A 16,078-nucleotide genomic window follows, 5' to 3' on the forward strand; every position below is an offset into this window, starting at 1 on the left:
CTACGTGCTCACGGAACGAAGAACGTCCCGAATCCTGGGTACAACCCACCCTCGATGGTCGCAATCACCTGACCGACGCCGGGTTTGATCGTGACCGGAGGAGTCGGTGCACCTGCGAGGGTCGGGAAAAATGCCACGCCGGAGATGCCGGTTCCGAGGCTGATCCAGCGCACCGAGACGGCGGCTGTCACGGGTCGATCCGGTAACTGGTTGAGTATCGACAGCGTCGCCGTACCCGGTTCGAATCCCGATGACGCGCCGATGATCGGCGTAGGAAGATCAGCGAAAACGAAGGTCTGCAACTGAAATGGGGTAGCGGCCGGTGCAGCGGACGCCGCTGGAACGGACGCCAACATCAGGCACGACACTGCAAAGATGGTCGCGAATCCTATGGCCAGCCGCCTGAATAGATCTCGTGACTTTCGCATAGCTAACGACCGTACGCGTCTGAATGTCCGAATCTAACCCCGCGAACCAAGATCGATACCACCTCGAGACACCGTCGAGAGCGGAGTAACGATCGCCTGCGTGCCCACGACAGGCGTAGCGGGACGCATGCTCCAATCACGGAGCGGGCAGGGGGAGGCGACGTGGACCGCGAGGCAGCCGAAGTCAGAACGCGGCGATGGACGTACGCATTGGCGGGGGTGTCGGTGGTGGCTGTGGCGATCACCGTCGTCGCACTTGCGAACCTGCCAGCCGACGATCAACCCGCGACGGTCTCGCTTCCGAGGATCACGCCGCTCACGACAACGGAGACATTCGAACCGCCGCCGACGATCGTCACGTCGCCTCCGGCGTATCCGACCGATATCCCGGGATGCGACACCGTCGAGCCGCCGGAGACCGGGGAAATGTTCGGGTTCGCAACGTTCGGCGGAGTGGACAGCTACGACAATCCGAAATTCCCTTGGTTTTCGGCAAGGAAAGCGGTCGCGATGTCGGACGCGCTGAAGTCGGCAATCAAGGCGCCGGTCGAATTGCGCTTTGCAAGTCCGACTCAGTCGCTGCTGTTCGGTCCCATCTGGGCGCCTGACCCGTCGCAGATACCGCCGGAGTACTCGGACACGGAGTTCGGTGGATCGACATCGGCGTACGGCGACCTTCGTCGTGGCACCGTCGAAGGAAGTCTGTCGGTTCAGGTGCAGCAAACCACACAGGGTCCGCCGCCGTGTGTTGCGGGTGAAATAACCAGCCGCACAGCGTTTCCGGACGGAGCAATCGTCGACATCCATGACACGTGGACCGAAAGCGACGGTCGTCGGGCGTTGTCTCGCAACGCAAACGCCTATCTGCCGGACGGAACGTCGGTCTATGCCAACGTGACCGACGCACGGCCACTGGCCGAACCGCGTTCCGAACAGCAATACAGCGGTGAACTCCCGCTGACTGTCGATGAGCTGACTTCGCTCGTCCTCACACCCGGCATCCGGGTCACCGCGCCCATTCCGCCGGAGACGGGACCGCTGCCCGTAAGTTGCTCCAACGGCGGCGATTCGAGGGCGTTGAATCTGACGCGGCAAGATTTGGAGCGGCTGAACTCCGCGCTGAACGAGTACTGGCAGCGTGCCCCGATCGATGGAATTGTGTTCGACCGTCCGATCGGGTCATTGCAATTGGGCGATTACGACGACAACGAAGCGTGCTTCAGCTTGTCGATCACGTCGCCTGGGCGCGAGAGTGATGTAAATATGAGCATCACGGGTGATCATGAGTTACCCACGGCACCAGACGAATACGATCCCAGCTACGACAGCGCGCCCGATGCCACGAAGTTCTTGGCCAACGGCTCGGTGATCACCTACGACGACAGTGAATCGACATCTGTCTCCATGGGATCCGACGGTGCGGCCGAGAGCCGACGACATCGATCGATCGCCGTCACGTACCCCAATGGAGTGCAGATCAGACTCAGTACAAGCGGCTCCGGAACGTTGCTGACGTTCGAAGAACTCGAAACCATAGCAACCGCACCGGGATTTCAACTGTGATCACCATGCCGGACCGAACCAAGCTGGCGTTGTTGGCAGCGGCGATGACCGCTGCACTCACGGTGGCGGCGGCTGTTGTCAGCGTCTCGTACGCCCTGGCCGTCGACGGCCGGCCGGCGACGACCCACATACCGGGAACGACCGACGCCGCGCCGGGTATCGCGTGGACGCTCGACGCACCGACGTTGCTCGACCACAAATACGCGGCCTTCAGGAACCCGACCGTCCCAACTCACTTCGATTCTGGGGAAGCCGGTTTCACCGACTTCGGGGACGTCTTCGTGACCATGGCAGGGCTCCCGAACCACCGATCCGGCAATTTCGATCGCGCCACGATGATCGGCGTCGACGCTGAGGATGGCTCGGTGCTGTGGCGGGCCGACGCGGGGTCGATCGGCGGTTGCAGTGAGCGCCCGGCAGCTGGCAAGTTCGTGTGCTATTCAAGCAGCTTCGAAGACGATCAGATGTTCGTCACGTTCGACCTGAACGACGGCGAAGTGACCCGAACCCCCACGGAATGGGACATTTTCGGCCTCGACACCTTCGAAGACCGCGTCTACACGATCGAGGGCAACGTCGAAGACAACGACGTCCGAGTGCACGCTGGAACGGTGGACGACCCGGACGCGTACTGGTCGAAAGCATTCGACATCGGGGCAGGCTGGGAGGAAATCGCATTCGGGAAGACGATCACAACGAAGAACGGTGCTGGGCTTATCGATCTCGGCCGTGCGGCAGCGGGATTCGAGCTCGAATCGGGTACGCAGACCTGGACCGCTGGATATCCCGACTGCTCCGAGGACGTGACTTTCGCAGGCGACCTGCTGCAGCGGGTCAGGCGCGACTGCGACGACTACAGCGTGAAAGGCGTCGACCTTCTCGATCCCTCCGGCGAGGTTGTGATCAGCACGCAGCAGCGCTTTACGCAGAGCCTCGAAGAGGCCGAGCCGACGGACGACTCGGTGCCGATCATCGTCGGCGACAGCGGCTTCGATCGGCGTACGGGCGAAAAGTTGTGGACCAGTTCGTTGCTGGTCTCGGATCCCGATGGTGACAATCCGAACGGCACAGCCTTCGCGATGTTCGGTGACGTCGTGCTGGTTCGCGATCCGCAGAACCAGTCCGTGTCCGGCATCGATGCGCGGACGGGCAATCGGTTGTGGACGCAGGAGGTACGCAGTTCCGACGGCTATGCCTTCGATGGACGAAACGTCGTCGCATTCGACGATCTTCTGCGAGCCACCGACATCCGTACGGGCGAACAGGCCTGGGAGATTCCGGTGGATGCGATGGTCGAGTCCGACCGAGACTCGCCCAGAATTTTACGCGAAACCGATCAGAGCCTCATCTACGCGACCAATGCAACGTTGATCAGTTTGCGGTAGGGATGAGGGAGCCCGACAAATCCCCAACAGGACGGACCACCCGCATGATAATCGTTGCCGGACATCTTCGTGTCGATCCCGCAGGTCGGGAGGCCTATCTCGATACCTGCCGCGAAGTGGTGGCCCTCGCTCGTGCGGCGTCGGGTTGTCTGGATTTCTCTTTGACCGCGGATCTGCTCGACGCCGACCGGATCAATATCTTCGAACGCTGGGCGACCGTCGCAGAACTCGCGGACTTCCGGGGATCGGGCACCGACGGCGACCAGGGTGCCGCGATACTCGATGCCGATGTCCGCGAGTTCTACTACGACCGTGAAGTGAAGCTGTAACTAGCCGAACGCCGCCAACAACTCTGCCGACGATGCGACCGCTCCGAATACCCCGCCCTGCATCGTGACCATGTGCAATGCCGCCGCGTGATTCGCCGGATCGGTTGCGCCGGTGCAGTCCGACAGGATCAGGCACTCGAACCCGCGATCGTTCGCCTCACGCATCGTTGTGTGGACACACACGTCCGTCGTGATGCCGGTGAGGATGATGTTGCGAATTCCATTGGTACGTAACACCAAGTCGAGATCGGTGGCGTAGAACGCACCCTTACCCGGCTTGTCGATGATCGGTTCACCAGGCAGCGGAGCAACTTCGGGGACTATCTCCCAACCTGGTTCGCCCTGAACGAGTATCCGTCCCTGCGGACCGGAACTGCCTATCTCCGCACCGATCTGGGCTGACCGCCACCGCTTGTTCGGCGGCAGGTCGGACAGGTCGGGGCGGTGCCCTTCCCTCGTGTGAATGATCAGCAGTCCCGCTGCGCGCGCAGCTTTCAGCACGTGCGCGGTCGGCTCCAAACCTGCACGGGTGAGCGACAAGTCGTAACCCATCGCGTCGACGTAGCCACCGACGCCGCAGAAGTCGACCTGCCAATCGATGTTGATCACCGCGGTTGCGGCTGGATCGATGGGTCCGTCGTAGGGCCACTTGTAGGGCTTCGCATCCACAGAACCGAGGGAACTCATTTGACGACCTCCATCGTGCGAGTCCGGATCACATAACTGAAGCCGACGAAAGCTACTGCGCCGACGATCATTCCGACGAGGGCGTCCGACAACCACGGCGCGTACTCGTGGCTCGTCAACGCTGCAGCCGAGCCGACGGCCCACGCTGCGAACGGCGGCCACCGCAGCGAGGCCTCTGCACGTGCTGAACCCCAGAACCGTGGCAGCACAAGCTGATCGAGAATGATGACGATGCCGATCGGTGGCACGATCACGCCGAGCAGATTCAGCCACTGCTCGAAATGCGACCAGATTCCCGCGACTGCGAGCGCAACGCCGACCGCGCCGAGTATCAGCGTCAGCGGTCGCATCTTGTTGCCGCTGAGCTGACCCCAGCCGACTGCGCCGTTGTAGAGGCAGTGTGCGCACACCGAACCAAGGTTGACGAAGACGAAGACCACAGCGAGCGGGACCAGCAGCCCGCCCTGGTCGATCAACGTGCCGAGGAAGTTGCCGCCGTTGGTACCGGGATTGGTCGCTGCGCCGAGCGCGACGATGAGGCCGCCGACGAACAATGCGATGCCGTTGGCGATCGGGAAGGCCGAAAAGGCTGCCAGGAAGCCCTGTTTGCCGTTGCGCGACCATCTGGTGAAGTCCGACGTCATGGTGCCCGAGTCGATGAAGCACGCGATCACCAGGGTGACCGCTGCACCCATGCTCATGGCTGTCAATCCGGCGCCACCGCTGTAGCTGACAGCGTCGGAAAGACTCGAATCACGCAACGCAAGAACGATTGCCGTCGCACCGAGCACGATGAAGAGCGGCGCGGCGATGACGCCGATGACCGAGAGTGCTCTGATTCCGAGCAACGTGATTGCGACATAACCGATGCCGGCGGCGAAGGTGGTCCACCGTTCACTCCACTGCATCGTGTCCGCGAGTATCGCTCCAGTGAGCCCGGTCTGGAAAGCGAACCAACCGATGACGATCGTCGCGAGAAAACCGGACGGTATGACGTAGCCCTTCTTACCGAAGGTCTCCATTGCTGTGAGTGCGAAGTTCTTTCCGGTTTTGCCGGCGAGGTAGCTCAGCGACCCGACATAGGCCATCAGGACGGCGTTGCCGAGCGCGATGGCCAGCATGCCTTTCCAGAAGCCGAGCGAGTAGACGACCAAACCGCCGAATACGGCGCAGGTCAGGATCATCGGGAAGCCGATCCACACCGCTGAGACGGACGCGAGGCTGCGGCGTGCCGACTGGGGGACAGGAACGTTTTCGTATTCTTCGGTGAGCGCCGCTGGGGCGGCCTCGGTATCGGTGACTTCTGCGACAGCAGTCATGGCAAGACCTTTCAGAGCAAACGATTAGTTGAGTACAGGACGACCGAGCGCATGCGCTGTGACCGCATGGGCTGCTCGTTCTTCGACGACGTCGTAGGACGATCCGACATGCTGATGCAACGCTGAGCGCGCACCCGGGAGATCTTCGGTGAGAAGCAGATCGACGATCTCGAGGTGTTCGGAGATCGTGGTCGACACGCGCTCTTCGGTCGCGTAGTCGTACATGCGAACGAGCCGGATCTGGCCGTTCACAGCTTGAAGAGCCCGGGTGAGGGCGGGATTGCCTGCAGCAGAGGACAACCGAATGTGGTAGTCCTCGTCGAGCAGGACGATGTCGGGGCCCGGTTCGGGCGGCGCTACCCGAAGGTCGAGCCAGTCGTGGTGAAGCCGTTCCAGAATCCCGACGTCGTAGCGCAGGTGTGGATTGTCGATCAGGCGAGTTATTCCCTGTAGTTCCAGAGTGATTCGCAGCTCGTATAGATCGCGGACACCGGCAAGGTCGGGGACGACGGGGTAGTAGCCGTCGGCCTCCCTGGTGAGCATGCCGTCGGCATGCAGGCGAACGAGGGCCTCGCGCACGGGTGTTCGCGATGCACCGATGAGTTCGGCTACCCGGGTCTCCACCAGACGGGTTCGCGCGGTGAGTTCGCCGGCCATAAGACGGCGCCGCAACTCCCGATAGGCCTGCTCGCGGAGACTGCCGGGCTCGGTGTCCAGTTCGGTATCCATAGCTGTATACCGTCGTGTGAGCGTGTTTCAGCGCTCTGCTCGGAACGTAAACAATGCGTCACCAAGACCGCGTCGAATTACCCCTTCGTTACATAGGGGTGCCTAAGCCGCCTAGTACACGTCGCGGAGGTAGCGCTTCTCCCGCCGCAATGCGTCCAAGTAGTCTTCGGCCTGGTCCGGGGTGATGCCGCCGTGCTCGGCGACGATGTCGTGCAGCGCCTCGTCGACGTCCTTGGCCATCCGGGTTGCGTCGCCGCAAACGTAGAGGTGCGCGCCCTTCTGCAGCCAGTCGTAGAGGTCCCTGCCGTTTTCGCGCATCCGGTGCTGCACGTAGTCCTTCTCGGACTGATCCCGTGAGAACGCGAGGTCGAGGCGGTCGAGCACGCCGTCACGTCGCAGTTCGTCGAGTTCCTCTTCGTAGAGAAAGTCCTGTGCGCGGCGTTGGTCGCCGAAGAACAGCCAATTGGATCCGGTCGCACCCGTCGCGCGACGCTCGTGGAGGAAGGCGCGAAACGGTGCGATGCCTGTTCCGGGACCGATCATGACGATCGGAACGGAGTCGTCGGTCGGCAACCTGAACGAGTTGTTCTTGGAGACGAATATCCCTGCGGTACTGCCTTTTCCGGCCCGGTCGGCGAGGTAGGTCGAGCACACGCCGCTGCGATTGCGCTCGGCATGGCGGTACCTGACGCTGGCAACGGTCGCGTGCACGGTCCCGCTGTGAGCGAGGGGACTGGACGAGATCGAATAGACCCGATGTTGCAGGGGGCGAAGCAGCGCAACGAATTCGGCGGGATCGATCGTGAGAGTCTCGTCGATCTGGAGCAGGTCGAGCACGTCCTTGCCCCACAGCCAGGCGTCGAGCGCGGTGTGATCTTCGGTGGAAAGCACATGCACGAGTTCGGCATCACCCGTCCGCTGCGCGATCTCGTCGATCAGGTCGGGGGAGGGTGTGGAGATTTCGTACGATTCGGTGAGGGCATCGAAAAGTGTGCGGGTTCCGGCTTTGTCGGTCACCGGCGTCCCCGCGGGGACGCCGAGGCGATCGATCAGGGCTGTGACCAGGCTTGGGCAGTTCATCGGGCGAACGCCGATCCCGTCGCCGGCCTCGTAGGTCAGTCCGCTGTCGCCGAGGTCGAACTCGTAGTGGCGTACCTCTTTGTGCGACTGGGGTCCCGAGAGCCGATGGTTAGCGAGAACGTTCGCCGCGTAGGGGTTCTTGCGGTTCCACTGCGACCGCGGAGTTCGCGGTCGAGGGGTCCGTGGCGCACTCACGTCCGTGTCTCCTATCCGGCCTTCGGCCTCGTGAGTCTTTTCGGAGGTCCGGCCCTCCTGAAGTGCTCACGAGCGGTAGCTTACTAAGGTAAGGGTTACCTCCATAAATTGGTGACGTGCGTCATAGAAGAATCACACTGCGCCAATGCCGTGGCCGCAGGTGGCTGCGTGGGTAGCGTCGTCTGCATGGATCTTGGTCTGGCAGGCAAACGAGCAATCGTCACCGGTGGCAGTCGTGGCATCGGCAAGGCAATCGCACTCGGGTTGGCACGCGAAGGAGTCGACGTCGTCATTGCGGCGCGCGATGCGGCCGTCCTCGAAGCGACGGCTCGCGACATCGCACAGGAAACAGGCCGCCGGGTACTCGGCGTTGCGACCGACACCGGTGACGATGCGGCAGTGCAGGCATTGGTACAGCGCACCGTCGACGAACTCGGTGGCGTCGACATCCTCGTCAACTCCGCTGCAACGCCGTGGAGTGCCGGTGCACCAAAAGATTTCGCGTCGACAACAGACGAGATTGTGCGGCGCGAGATCGAGATCAAGGTGCTCGGCTACCTCCGCACTGCCCGCGCGGTCGCGCCCCATTTTGTCGAGCAGGGCTGGGGCCGGATCATCAACATCAGCGGACTCGGTGCACGACAGGCGAATTCGATCGCACAGACGATCCGCAACGTCAGCGTCTCTGCTCTGACGAAGAATCTGGCGGACGAACTGGGGCCGAAGGGCATCAACGTCACGGTCGTCCACCCTGGTCTGACGCGTACCGAGCGCCTCACCGACCGTCTGACCGCGCAGGCAGCCTCGGGTGATTCGACGGTCGCTGAACTCGAAGCCGCACTTGTGAAGAACTCCATTCGTCGGGTCGTCGACGCGAGCGAGGTCGCCGACGTCGTGACGTTCCTTGCATCGCCACGCAGCATCGGCATCACCGGCGACGCGATCGCGGTAGGTGGCGGAGTGCCGGGTCCGGTGTACTACTGATCAACTGTCGGATAATGACTGGATGACCGACACCAACTGCCCATGCTGCAGTGGCGAAATCTACGACGCCTGCTGCGGCCCGGTCCTGGCGGGCGACAAACCTGCTGCGACGGCGACGCGGCTGATGCGGTCGCGCTATACCGCGTTTGCAGTCGGAGATCGTGACCATCTCGTGCGGTCGTGGCATCCGCAGATGCGACCGAAGAAGCTGACGCTCGATCCGGATCAGGAGTGGATTCTGCTCGATGTGCTCGGTTCGAGCAAGGGCAGCATGTTCGACACCGAGGGAACGGTGGAGTTCAGGGCGCACTATCGCCTCGATGGTCGACGCGACGTGCTGCAAGAAAACAGTAGTTTCGTGCGGTACGAGGGTCGCTGGGTCTATTGGGGGCCTTTGGTGTCGTGAGCACTTTCGGAGGTTGGGCCGTCCAGAAAGACGCACAAGGCCGAAGGCCCTGGGACTATGCTGGTGACCTAAGCCCGCAGCCCCGAACCGAGACCAAAGATGGTCCATACCGATCCGTCCTCGACGCAGCCCGACCTGGCGTCGACGTTCGTCGCTGAGCTTGCAGCGGCGGGATTCGAGGATGCCCGCGAAATCGGTAGAGGCGGATTCGGCGTCGTATATCGCTGTGAACAACGCAGTCTCGACCGCACGGTCGCCATCAAAGTTCTGACCGCCGACCTCGACGAGGAAAACCTGCAGCGGTTCCTGCGGGAGCAGCGGGCGATGGGCAAGCTGTCCGGCCACCCGAACATCGTCACGATCCTGGAGGTCGGCGCGACTGCGGCGGGGCGTCCGTACATCGTGATGCAGCACCACCCGCACGGGTCGCTGGAAGGCGCGATCCATCGGGACGGACCGATCAGCTGGAAAGAATCGGTGCGTGTCGGCATCAAGATGTCGGGAGCGCTCGAAACTGCCCACCTACACGGGACGCTGCACCGAGACGTGAAGCCCGGCAACATCTTGCTGACCGAATACGGCGAACCGCAGTTGACCGACTTCGGCATCGCGAGGATCTCCGGCGGCTTCGAGACGTCCAAAGGTGCGGTGACGGGATCGCCCGCGTTCACCGCGCCGGAGGTGTTGCAGGGCCATCCGCCCGACCCGACCTCCGACGTCTACAGCCTCGCCTCGACACTGTTCTGTTCGGTGACGGGTCATGCCGTCTTCGAGCGGCGCAGCGGCGAGCACATGGTGGCGCAGTTTCTTCGAATCACCAAGCAGCCGACGCCGGATCTGAGCGACTCAGGTCTGCCTGCGGACGTCGCCGCGCTGATCGAGCGGGCGATGTCACGCGAGCGCGGTGCCCGCCCCTCGACTCCCGCGGCGTTCGGTGAACTGCTGCAAGAGATTCAGCGCAGGCACAGCCTGCCGGTCGACGACGTGCCGGTGCCGATCGCGTCGTCGGGGACGGGTAACGGACAGGGCGACGCGTCGATGACGACGGGGTCGGGTCGGCGCGGCTATTCGGCGCGGACGGTCACCCCGCCGGCGCCTGCGACGCGATTCAGACCACCTGCTCCGACGCGCGCGTTGGTCGGTCGCAACCGGTTGATCGAGCAACTGCAGCGTGGGCAGCAGCGCCGGCTGACCGTCATCCATGGACCGACCGGATTCGGAAAGAGCACGCTCGCCGCGCAATGGTGCGAACGGCTCACGGAGGACGGTCACGCGATCGCCTGGCTGACCGTCGACCACGACGACAACAACGTCGTGTGGTTCCTGTCGCATCTCATCGAAGCGATCCGGGCAGTGCGTCCTGCGCTAGCTCACGAGCTTGCCGAGGTGCTCGAAGAGCACGGCGACGAGTCCGAGCGCTACGTTCTGACGTCGCTGATCAACGACATTCACGCGACCGGCGAACGGATGACGGTCGTCGTCGACGACTGGCATCGCATCTCCGATCGTTCCACCATCCTCGCTTTGCGGTTCCTACTCGACAACTGTTGTCCCGGTTTGCATGTCGTTGTCACCAGTCGCAGCCAGCAGGGACTTCCGATGAGCCGCATGCGGATGCAGAATCAGCTGCTCGAGATCGACTCTGCGGCTTTGCGTTTCGACAATGAGGAGTCGCACAGCTTCCTCGTCGACCTTGGTGGACTCGATCTGGATCGTGCCGACGTTGCGGATCTGACGGAGTCGACGGACGGGTGGGTCGCCGCGCTGCAACTTGCGTCGTTGTCGTTGCGGGGCAGCGACGATCCGTCCGAGCTCATCGGCCATCTGACCGGGCGCCACCACGCGATCAGCGAGTTTCTTGCCGAGAACGTGCTCGATACCCTCGAGCCGGACATGCTCGACTTCCTGCTCGCGACGTCGGTGACCGAACGGATCTGCGGCGATCTCGCCTCGGCCCTTGCCGACGTTCCCAACGGCCAACTGATGCTGGAGGAGGTTGCCGAACGCGACCTGTTCCTCCATCGCGTCGACGATCAATGGTTCCGCTACCACCACCTGTTCGCAGACTTTCTGCGGCAACGGCTCGAACGGCAGACAGGCGGCCGAGTACGCGAACTGCACCGCACCGCGTCGCAGTGGTTCGCCGATAACCGACACGTCAGCGACGCGGTGGATCACGCACTCGCAGCAGGTGATCAGCTGCGCGCCGTCGAGATCGTCGAGCAGGACGGCACCTACCTGCTCGAGCATTCGCAGATGGCGTCGCTCATCGGTCTTGTCGAGAAGTTGCCCGAGACAGTGGTCGATACGCATGCGCGTCTGCAACTTGCGTTGGCGTGGGCCAACATCTTCCTGCATCGGGCGGAGCCTGCTCGGCACGCGTTGCGGTTGGTGGAGTCGACGTTGGACGAGTCCGGCCTGACCGCAGCCGAGATCGAGGACCTGCGGATCGAGGCGTGCGTCGTCCACGGCGTCGTCGCCCTCCGCGCCGACGTCATCGACAGCATCGACGAACTTGTCGCGCCGTGTCTGGCGCGTCCGGATACGTTGCGGCCGTTCGTCGTTTCGGTCGCAGCCAACCTGGCTACCTTCGCGGCGGCATACCGCTGCGATCGAACCGAGCTGGAACGGTTGCAGGACTGGGCCGTTCCCTATCGCCGACGAAACAAGGGGAAGTACAACGAGATTCACGCCCTGTGCTTCGTCGGGCTCGGCGCGAGCCTGATGCTCGACATCGAGGCCGCCGAGCGCAGTTTCAGGAAGGCTCTGAAGGTCGCACGGCATTCCGGTGGCAGCCATTCCTACACAGCTCGGCTCGCGGGGTCGCTGCTCGGTGAATTGCTCTACGAGCGCGGCGATGTCACCGAGGCCGAACGGCTACTGGACGAGGGTTACAAGCTCGGTGCCGAAGGCGGCTCGGTCGATTTCAAGATCGCACGCTACGTCGTCGGCGCACGGATCAAGGCGCTGCAGGGCGACCGAGCGGCCGCGACGCGTCGGTTGAACGAGGGTGCGCGGATCGGTCGGTCGATGGCGTTGACACGCTTGAGCGCCGAAGTCGAGAACGAGCGCATACGGCTCGGGCTGCCGCCACATCCCGAGTTCGGAGCGTTGCCGGTCGTCCAGTACGAGGACCGCAGGCAACCGACCGACCCCATCGAGGAGATCACCGCGCTCTACGAGGAAGCGACTGCGATCAGATTGCTTCTGGCTCAGCGTGATAGGCCGGAGAAGGTCGAACTTGCCAGGGTGTGGGCGCAGGAATGGGTCGATCGGCTGCGGGCTCGCAACCGGCCGCGCGCGCTGCTGAAGGTCCGTCGTCTGCTCGTCGCCTGCCTCGTCGCGACAGGTCGTATCGACGAAGCCAAACTGAACCTGGCAACGATTCTGGCGCAGTGTGCTCGCCTCGGATCGGTGCGCTACATCCTCGACGGGGGTCCGTATGTCGTGCAGATGATTGCGGCGTTGCGAGAGGATCAGGTCGCGGGGCGGTGGGCCTCCGATTGGCCCGAGGTGCCAGCCGAATTCCTGATCCAACTCGTCAATGCCGAAGCGGCGCAGGAGATTTAGGCGGCGCCGCCGCTCGTGAGCACTTTAGGAGGTGCGGCCCTCCGAAAGGACTCACGAGGCGCGGAGCGCCCTTGCCGATTTTCACCGGGCATGATTGGACACATGGCAGCCCCCGCAACACCTCCAGGCCACGGCATCGATCCCCGCCGCACGGCGATTCTCGCGCTGCACTGGCAGGTCAACGTCATCGAGCCCGAAGGCTTCTTCGGTCCGATGTTGGCGACACCGGTGGCCGAGAGTGGGGTCGTCGATCGTGCTGTCCGATTTCACGACGCCATCCGCGCGGCCGGGCTGCCGCTGATCTTCACTCGGTTTACCGTTCCGGAGGATGAGGGCCAGCTGATTCGCAACACCGGGTTCATGACGGCCGTCGGTGCTGCGCAGGAATCCTTTCGGCCGGACTCGTCCGGCGCCGCGTTGATCGATGCGATGGCGCACCAAGCCGAGCCAGGACTGGTGTTCGACAATCAGCGACTCTCCGGTTTAGCCGCCAACGGCGTCGCGGCATGGTTGACCGAGCATGGCATCGACACCGTCTTAGTCACCGGCGTCGCAACCAACCTCACGGTCGAGCAAACCGCCCGACACGGGACGGACCTCGGCTTCATCGTCCATCCGATCATCGACTGCATGGCTGCTCCGACACCTGAGGTGCACGCGGCGTCACTAGCCAACCTCGACCTCACGACAGCGGGCTGCCTGAGCGCCGAGGAGGCGTTGGCTCTCCTCGGCTGATCCCGACCTACGCTGCCTGTTCTGCGATGGGGGAGTTGAGCGCGAATTCGAGTTCTGGCAACACTTCCCAGAACGGATCGCAGAACGCGTGTACGTCATGGGCGTTGAAGGATGCTCGCTCGACCAGCAATGCCGTTGCACAGCAAAGGAATTCGGTGAGATAAAACTCGACGTCCGCAACGAAGCTTGCGCGAACCCCTATGAAACTTCCCGCCAGCAGCTCGCTCGCCGGCGGGCAACCTCGCTGACCGGTCACGGCTAGCCCGCGTAAGCGTGCGGCGAGCGGCGTGGTCCGCAATTCGAGCCAGGCAGCTATGAGGTAGTCCAATTCGTCCCAATCTGCCCCGTCTAGTTGCATCCGGACGGTGTCGAGAATGTGTTCAGGTGCCAACCACGCCTCCTCCGGAGCCATGGAGGACGACGTGTGCGCCGAACTCCATGGACCGAACGCGGCTAGGCGCGTCGAGTCGTCGAGTTGGTCGGCAACGGTCGATGCGACCAGGATGGCTGCGAGTTGGTCGACCAAGACGCCCGAAAGGCCGTTGCACATGTCGCCGACGTCGTCCATACCGCAGGTGTTCTGGATTGCCCGCCACATCGGCTCGTCGGCATGCGGACCGCGGAAGGACTTCACCAGAGTGAGTGCCAGGCTTGCAGCTTTCTCGGCCGCGTCGTGCCGACCGACCAACTTCGCAAGTGTGTGCGCGGTACCGAGAATCAACCGGGGGCCTACGCCTGTGGACTCCGCATCCAAGGTCCGCAGCAGTAGATCGGTGAGGATGATCGGCGTTGCCTGGGAGATCGCATGCGCCCGTGCCTCGACGATCGGCGTAAGCGGTCCGAACTCCTGTTCACACTCGAACGAAGCATCTGCGCGTGGAGCGCGGAAGCCGCGTAGACCACGGCGATTCGGTACAACCGTCGCCAATATCGCTGCCTGTTCCGAGCGCCACAGCGGAATGGTGCCAGCTGGTAGATCGGCAAGCGGGACCACGTCCGGAAGTTGCAATCGACCACGGATCGGGATGATGCCCGCAGTCGAATCGGCACCATATGCCTCGACGTCGTCACATGGGACGGGATCGCCCGGCGTCCAGATCACCGTCGACGCCCCACCGTCGTACGTGCAGGAAAAGGGCTCGCCGATCGCCAACGCCCCATCAACGAGCATGCTCGCGAAGCGATTGAGCTGATGAGCGCAATCGTCGGAACTGAGTATCCAGGGGGAGTCGGACGGATCCTGCTCGGGAGCAGCCGCTAGCTGGAGCTCCGGTAGACCACGATCTGCCAAGCCGATCGTGTACGCGAACGCCGCGGTCTGATCTTCGGGATCGAAGACGTACTGAACCTTCCAAAAGATCTCACGGTGTAGCTGCTCGCGGTCGGGCTGCTCGAACATTTGTTCCCCTCTCGTCTGGTGTCGACGAGGTTAGCGAGGGGGTCCGACATAATCGGTCGATAGCGGATCTTATTGGCGCAGTACAGCTTTGACGACCACGTCGTGAATCGTCAATTCCTTGCCGTCTGGCCCGACCATGGTGCGCTGCGATTCGCGAGCAGTCGAGACGTCCCAGCTGGCCGAGTCGAGGCGAGCCGTGATCGCACCCGCTGTTGCCGAGGCCGATTCCGGCGGCGAGTGGTCACCGTGACCGTGTCCATGCGCAGAGCCGTCGCCATGCGACCCGTGCTGAAGGTGGCCGACGATGAACAGGGTGCCCCCGGGAGCGACCCAGGACGCGATGCGGTCGTAGAACTCCAGCTGTGGCATCGCGGGGTGTGCGTAGTGGGTGGTGACCAGGTCGTAGCGTGCGTCCGGCTCCCACGTGGACAGGTCGGCCTCGACCCAGCGCACTCGGTCGGCGACTCCGGTTGCAGTTGCGCGATCGCCCGCGCGAGCGAGCGCATCGGCACTGATGTCCGCTGCGGTGACTTCCCAGCCGCGCGCCGCGAGCCAGGTCGCCTCGATTCCGGCGCCGCAACCCGCATCGAGAGCCGTCCCGGGTGCGAGGTTGCCGATCTCTCGAATCAAGTGCGGGTTGGGTTGGCCAGCGGCCATCGCCATGGCGCGATCGCCATGCCAAACGTCGTCCCAGTAGTTCTTGTCGAACGAATGAGCTTGCTCAGCCATGCTTTGCCCCGTCTTCGAGTTTCTCAACTACATCCCCACACTGGTTCGGCCAAGCGAGTCGTGAGTCCTTTCGGAGGTCGGGCCCGCCGAAAGGACTCACGAGGCGCGAAGCGCCCACCCCTGAAACGCACTATCCCCCAACACCCGAAGGTGTTGGGGGACAGTGGAGAAGCTCAGTAGAGCTGGGAGATCAGACTGGGCGAACGCCGGTTGCCTGCGGGCCCTTTGCGCCCTGGCCAACCTCGAACTCGACCTTCTGGTTCTCCTCCAGAGTACGGAAACCGTTGCTCTGGATCTCGGAGTAGTGGACGAAGACGTCAGCGGAGCCATCTGCGGGGGCGATGAAGCCGAAGCCCTTTTCCGCGTTGAACCACTTAACAGTGCCCTGTGTCATGCTTTTAATATCCTTTTTTCCTACCAGGTACGACGGACGGTTCTTACTATCCATCGGGCCGGCTGAGGTCGCGACATCTTGAGAAGTATCCCGAGTGACTCGGAGTGCTCCGCTGGGAGTGCCGGACGACCGCAACATGATCCCGA

Annotated in this window: 14 protein-coding genes and 1 pseudogene; 7 read left to right on the plus strand and 8 right to left on the minus strand. The window is 63.1% G+C overall.

The genetic code is table 11. From position 1 onward, the window contains the following. Positions 1–8: 8 nt before the first annotated feature. The gene (locus JGU71_RS19435; protein WP_199705933.1) at positions 9–368 is read right to left on the minus strand and encodes a hypothetical protein; all 360 of its coding nucleotides are present in this window, start codon (positions 366–368) and stop codon (positions 9–11) included. Positions 369–590: 222 nt separating this feature from the next. Here JGU71_RS19435 and JGU71_RS19440 point away from each other — a divergent pair, with 222 nt between their 5' ends. From JGU71_RS19440 to JGU71_RS19450, 3 genes are read left to right on the plus strand one after another with little or no spacing between them, the layout of a single operon-like run. Next, on the plus strand, positions 591–1,991 hold the full coding sequence (locus JGU71_RS19440) for a hypothetical protein (protein ID WP_199705934.1): 1,401 nt from the start codon (positions 591–593) through the stop codon (positions 1,989–1,991). A 5-nt stretch (positions 1,992–1,996) separates the two neighbouring features. Beyond that, on the plus strand, positions 1,997–3,376 hold the full coding sequence (locus JGU71_RS19445; RefSeq protein WP_199705935.1) for an outer membrane protein assembly factor BamB family protein: 1,380 nt from the start codon (positions 1,997–1,999) through the stop codon (positions 3,374–3,376). A 44-nt stretch (positions 3,377–3,420) separates the two neighbouring features. Continuing rightward, positions 3,421–3,705 carry a putative quinol monooxygenase gene (locus tag JGU71_RS19450; RefSeq protein ID WP_199705936.1) on the plus strand — a complete coding sequence of 95 codons (285 nt, stop codon included), beginning with the start codon at positions 3,421–3,423 and terminating at the stop codon, positions 3,703–3,705. Here JGU71_RS19450 and biuH read toward each other — a convergent pair whose 3' ends face one another. The 4 genes and pseudogenes from biuH to JGU71_RS19470 all read right to left on the minus strand — a co-directional run. Then, on the minus strand, positions 3,706–4,392 hold the full coding sequence (gene biuH, locus JGU71_RS19455; protein ID WP_199705937.1) for a biuret amidohydrolase: 687 nt from the start codon (positions 4,390–4,392) through the stop codon (positions 3,706–3,708). Continuing rightward, positions 4,389–5,711 carry a cytosine permease gene (locus tag JGU71_RS19460; protein ID WP_199705938.1) on the minus strand — a complete coding sequence of 441 codons (1,323 nt, stop codon included), beginning with the start codon at positions 5,709–5,711 and terminating at the stop codon, positions 4,389–4,391. The genes biuH and JGU71_RS19460 overlap by 4 nt, the downstream gene beginning before the upstream one ends. A 24-nt stretch (positions 5,712–5,735) precedes the next feature. Continuing rightward, complete coding sequence (locus tag JGU71_RS19465; protein WP_199705939.1) at positions 5,736–6,440, minus strand: GntR family transcriptional regulator; 705 nt, start codon at positions 6,438–6,440, stop codon at positions 5,736–5,738. A gap of 111 nt (positions 6,441–6,551) precedes the next feature. Beyond that, positions 6,552–7,724, minus strand: a pseudogene (locus JGU71_RS19470) (sulfite reductase subunit alpha); the annotation flags it as partial. A gap of 177 nt (positions 7,725–7,901) precedes the next feature. On the opposite strand from JGU71_RS19470, the gene JGU71_RS19475 reads away from it, so the two are divergent. The 4 genes from JGU71_RS19475 (at position 7,902) to JGU71_RS19490 (ending at position 13,410) form a co-directional block, all read left to right on the plus strand. Then, entirely contained in the window at positions 7,902–8,699 is a 798-nt protein-coding gene (locus JGU71_RS19475; protein WP_199705940.1) for an SDR family NAD(P)-dependent oxidoreductase, read from the plus strand. Positions 8,700–8,721: 22 nt separating this feature from the next. After that, positions 8,722–9,105, plus strand: coding sequence for a YchJ family protein (locus JGU71_RS19480; protein ID WP_199705941.1), 384 nt, complete (start codon positions 8,722–8,724; stop codon positions 9,103–9,105). 99 nt (positions 9,106–9,204) lie between these two features. Next, positions 9,205–12,675, plus strand: a complete 3,471-nt coding sequence (locus tag JGU71_RS19485; protein WP_199705942.1) for a serine/threonine-protein kinase — start codon at positions 9,205–9,207, stop codon at positions 12,673–12,675. Between the two features lie 102 nt (positions 12,676–12,777). Further along, complete coding sequence (locus tag JGU71_RS19490; protein ID WP_199705943.1) at positions 12,778–13,410, plus strand: cysteine hydrolase family protein; 633 nt, start codon at positions 12,778–12,780, stop codon at positions 13,408–13,410. 7 nt (positions 13,411–13,417) lie between these two features. On the opposite strand, the gene JGU71_RS19495 is transcribed toward JGU71_RS19490, so the two are convergent. The 3 genes from JGU71_RS19495 to JGU71_RS19505 all read right to left on the minus strand — a co-directional run bounded on the left by JGU71_RS19495 (position 13,418) and on the right by JGU71_RS19505 (position 15,932). Then, positions 13,418–14,809: a hypothetical protein gene (locus JGU71_RS19495; protein WP_199705944.1), complete on the minus strand. Its 1,392-nt coding sequence runs from the start codon at positions 14,807–14,809 to the stop codon at positions 13,418–13,420. A 69-nt stretch (positions 14,810–14,878) separates the two neighbouring features. Continuing rightward, positions 14,879–15,538 carry a class I SAM-dependent methyltransferase gene (locus tag JGU71_RS19500; protein ID WP_199705945.1) on the minus strand — a complete coding sequence of 220 codons (660 nt, stop codon included), beginning with the start codon at positions 15,536–15,538 and terminating at the stop codon, positions 14,879–14,881. Positions 15,539–15,728: 190 nt separating this feature from the next. Then, positions 15,729–15,932 (minus strand): cold-shock protein, encoded by a 204-nt coding sequence (locus tag JGU71_RS19505; protein WP_199705946.1) that lies wholly within the window; start codon positions 15,930–15,932, stop codon positions 15,729–15,731. Between the last annotated feature and the right edge of the window lie 146 nt (positions 15,933–16,078).

Origin of the sequence: Antrihabitans stalagmiti (genome assembly GCF_016482825.1) — a bacterium.
GTDB lineage: Bacteria > Actinomycetota > Actinomycetes > Mycobacteriales > Mycobacteriaceae > Antrihabitans > Antrihabitans stalagmiti.

What these genes read in the sequence shown, in the direction of transcription:
- JGU71_RS19480 (WP_199705941.1), top strand. Translation starts at nt 8,722, where the DNA reads ATGACCGACACCAACTGCCCATGCTGCAGTGGCGAAATCTACGACGCC.
- JGU71_RS19495 (WP_199705944.1), bottom strand. Translation starts at nt 14,809, where the DNA reads ATGTTCGAGCAGCCCGACCGCGAGCAGCTACACCGTGAGATCTTTTGG.
- JGU71_RS19505 (WP_199705946.1), bottom strand. Translation starts at nt 15,932, where the DNA reads ATGACACAGGGCACTGTTAAGTGGTTCAACGCGGAAAAGGGCTTCGGC.
- JGU71_RS19465 (WP_199705939.1), bottom strand. Translation starts at nt 6,440, where the DNA reads ATGGATACCGAACTGGACACCGAGCCCGGCAGTCTCCGCGAGCAGGCC.
- JGU71_RS19460 (WP_199705938.1), bottom strand. Translation starts at nt 5,711, where the DNA reads ATGACTGCTGTCGCAGAAGTCACCGATACCGAGGCCGCCCCAGCGGCG.
- JGU71_RS19475 (WP_199705940.1), top strand. Translation starts at nt 7,902, where the DNA reads ATGGATCTTGGTCTGGCAGGCAAACGAGCAATCGTCACCGGTGGCAGT.
- JGU71_RS19450 (WP_199705936.1), top strand. Translation starts at nt 3,421, where the DNA reads ATGATAATCGTTGCCGGACATCTTCGTGTCGATCCCGCAGGTCGGGAG.
- JGU71_RS19445 (WP_199705935.1), top strand. Translation starts at nt 1,997, where the DNA reads ATGCCGGACCGAACCAAGCTGGCGTTGTTGGCAGCGGCGATGACCGCT.
- JGU71_RS19490 (WP_199705943.1), top strand. Translation starts at nt 12,778, where the DNA reads ATGGCAGCCCCCGCAACACCTCCAGGCCACGGCATCGATCCCCGCCGC.
- JGU71_RS19500 (WP_199705945.1), bottom strand. Translation starts at nt 15,538, where the DNA reads ATGGCTGAGCAAGCTCATTCGTTCGACAAGAACTACTGGGACGACGTT.
- biuH (WP_199705937.1), bottom strand. Translation starts at nt 4,392, where the DNA reads ATGAGTTCCCTCGGTTCTGTGGATGCGAAGCCCTACAAGTGGCCCTAC.
- JGU71_RS19485 (WP_199705942.1), top strand. Translation starts at nt 9,205, where the DNA reads ATGGTCCATACCGATCCGTCCTCGACGCAGCCCGACCTGGCGTCGACG.